This window comes from Streptococcus sp. DD04, from assembly GCF_001578725.1.
Lineage (GTDB): Bacteria > Bacillota > Bacilli > Lactobacillales > Streptococcaceae > Streptococcus > Streptococcus sinensis.
The window spans coordinates 58,478-61,377 of record NZ_KQ968977.1; the positions used below are offsets into that span (position 1 = coordinate 58,478).

3 protein-coding genes are annotated in these 2,900 nt (G+C 36.6%); all 3 read right to left on the reverse strand.

What is annotated here, in order from left to right; genetic code table 11:
* Window positions 1-599: 599 nt before the first annotated feature.
* The 3 genes from cas1 to rplL all read right to left on the reverse strand — a co-directional run bounded on the left by cas1 (window position 600) and on the right by rplL (window position 2,859).
* Entirely contained in the window at window positions 600-1,103 is a 504-nt protein-coding gene (gene cas1 / locus STRDD04_RS03125; protein WP_082757334.1) for a CRISPR-associated endonuclease Cas1, read from the reverse strand.
* Window positions 1,104-1,444: 341 nt separating this feature from the next.
* Window positions 1,445-2,173, reverse strand: coding sequence for a CRISPR-associated endoribonuclease Cas6 (cas6, locus tag STRDD04_RS03130; RefSeq protein ID WP_062199281.1), 729 nt, complete (start codon window positions 2,171-2,173; stop codon window positions 1,445-1,447).
* Between the two features lie 320 nt (window positions 2,174-2,493).
* The gene (gene rplL / locus STRDD04_RS03135) at window positions 2,494-2,859 is read right to left on the reverse strand and encodes a 50S ribosomal protein L7/L12 (protein ID WP_037617729.1); all 366 of its coding nucleotides are present in this window, start codon (window positions 2,857-2,859) and stop codon (window positions 2,494-2,496) included.
* Window positions 2,860-2,900 lie beyond the last annotated feature (41 nt).

A 2,900-nucleotide genomic window follows, 5' to 3' on the forward strand; every position in this document is an offset into this window, starting at 1 on the left:
ATAGAGCCTACTTTTCTTGATTATCCATGCAGCGGGCAACAGCTCCGCCACAATCTCTAACTGCTACTAGTATAGCAAATCATGACGGAAATTTCAAATATTCCTACAAAACAAAAGGCGAACAAATTCTCATGCTTCCCAGCAGACAAGAATTTGCTCGCTTTTTTGGTGCCCTCGGAGACAGACAAAGACACACAAGCAATTCCTTATAGGTAAGGTATAACGGTTCTTCTTTTGCTCAAAAAGAAGAAGAGCTAAAATCTACGTCTCAATTCCTTATAGGTAAAGTATAACAATGTACCCACAGGGATACCTCACCCGGATAACGCTGCGGAAAGGTCTCAATTCCTTATAGGTAAGGTATAACGAGATAGTTGTCGACAACATCGATTGGTTAGATTCTTTCGTCTCAATTCCTTATAGGTAAGGTATAACAACAAGTATTTCGCTGTTTCTAGATTGATTGTATCAAAAAACAGGGCTTTTTTCAAGATTTTAATGAAAAAAGTCGGTCGATCTTTTTGTACCCATCGCTCATAAAACGCTTGGTTGACAGCTTTTAAAAAGGAGGCAAAAAATCGAAAAGATCGACCGACTTTTTAATAGTATTTGTAGGGTTTAAAGCGTTTTAAGTCCCCATCCTGCTGCAAGATTCTCTTAAACTGACGAATATCGTGCTGAATAAGCTGGGCATAGGTATAGGTTGAACGCCCCATGACCAGCCTAGTCTGTAGCTTTTCCTCAAAACTCCGCAAGACGATATATTTCCCTTCACGATTCAGATAAACCGATCCGTCTTCCCTTTCTTCAAAATGATCTGTAGCATTGATTTGATGCTTATTGATCAAACTCAAAATCACTCGATCCACGATAACTGGCTTCATATAATCCGCAAAATCCAGATGCAGACTATAAGGACGATTATTTGAAGCATGCAGCACTCCGATTTTAGGATCCAGTCTAGCCTGCCAGATCAGGCGCAGAACACGACTATACAAAATCGTATTGCAAAAGCTAATCAAAGCATTTAGTGGATCTCGAGGTGGCCGTTTGGTTCGCTTAACAAAAGAAAAACCGCTTTGATTCAGAATCTTATTGAAGATAGGATAAGCATTGTCGGGATTGTGGCTTCTCTAGTTTCCCCCTCTTCAGCAAAATACAATTAAAAATTATCTTCTATCTAAATGATCCGTCTATCATATTTTTCTACGGCTCATTAGTCTTAGAAACAAGGCGAGGATTCTGGGCGATAAAGTCCACTGTGTAAGTTTTTCAAACGTTTTTTCAGACTTGAAATTTTCTTCATCCAATACCCAATAAACCTTGCTTTCACTGAACGAGCAAGCAAAATTAGTTCTTCAAGTTAAAAATGAATAATTGGTGCATGACATTTTAAGTCAAGCTCTAACTTACAATTTCTAAATTTCATATCCATTTTATCCTCCTATTCTTCAATCACAAACATCCCGAATCCCATCGAATTCTTCTCACCAAGTCCAACTTGATAGAGGAAATCCAACACCTCCGCATCCCCTCTTATCTCAAATTCTCCTCTCCAACCTGTTATGAGATAATCTTTGTATTTGGTAACAAATTTATTTTTTAAAGAAAAATTTATCGGCTCTATATCAAATCTACCTGTCGGTGCTTTATGATAATAAGCTTGATATTTCCTCTCAAAATTCTCCATGATTCTGCTCTTAAATTCCGTATCAAACGGATTGTAATACAATGTTTTTTTGGTGTCAGCATCTGTAGAACGAACCACCAAGGGAGAAATCATCCGAATCTTATAAGAAGGCCCCGTTAATTGCTTCTGTTCAATTTTTACATTTAAAATTTTTACAAGGTTTCGACCAATTCGCAATTCATTTAGATTTGACAAGGCCTCTGCAATAGTGAATAAAATGGATTGATCAATCGTTCTAATTTCGAACCGCACCTTATCAAGAAATTCTATTCGTTTTCCTTGCATTTTATATTGACCTTGCAACAATGAAAATGTAAACAGCTTAAAATGTTTATCCTCTAACGGATAGCCCCTCTCATGAAGTTGCGCAGATAAGTCTTCCTTGTTTTTCAATAAATTATAAATCATCGATTGAAGGAGGTAATTATAGTTCACCGGCAAGATAAACTGATCTATTTTTTGCAGTTCAATCAATAATTGCATCCTAGTTTCCTCCTTAAATGAATATATGTTTGTCCTATAGTATTGATATTACACAAAAATGGAAACGCTGTCAATTTATAACATTAAAGTTTGTTAGTTTTAATAAACCATAAGGTTACTCCCCTTCAAGTCTCAAAAATCAATAAATCAATCTCCAATTTTGGTATAAAAAATTTATCTAAAAATGCAAAAACACCCCACAATAATTTGTGGGGGTATTTTTAGTGGTGTTTCAAATAAAACATCCTTTTTTTAAATCACCTTAACTCAACGAAAAGGCTTTAAAACTAGGGTTTCAGTCCTAAGCAATCGCTAAACGATTATTTAAGAGTAACTGAAGCTCCTGCTTCTTCCAATTTAGCTTTGATTTCTTCAGCTTCTGCAGTTGCAACGCCTTCTTTAACAAGTGCTGGTGCACCGTCAACAAGCGCTTTAGCTTCTTTAAGTCCAAGACCAGTGATTTCACGTACAGCTTTGATAACGCCGACTTTCTTGTCGCCTGCTGCAGTCAATTCAACGTCAAATGAATCTTTAGCAGCTTCTTCAGCGCCACCAGCAGCAGCTACAGCTACAGGAGCAGCCGCAGTTACACCAAATTCTTCTTCGATAGCTTTTACAAGGTCGTTCAATTCAAGAATTGAAGCTTCTTTAATTTCAGCAATAATGTTTTCAATGTTCAATGCCATTGTTATTTCCTCCAAATAAGTTTTAAATTTATAATAGTTTT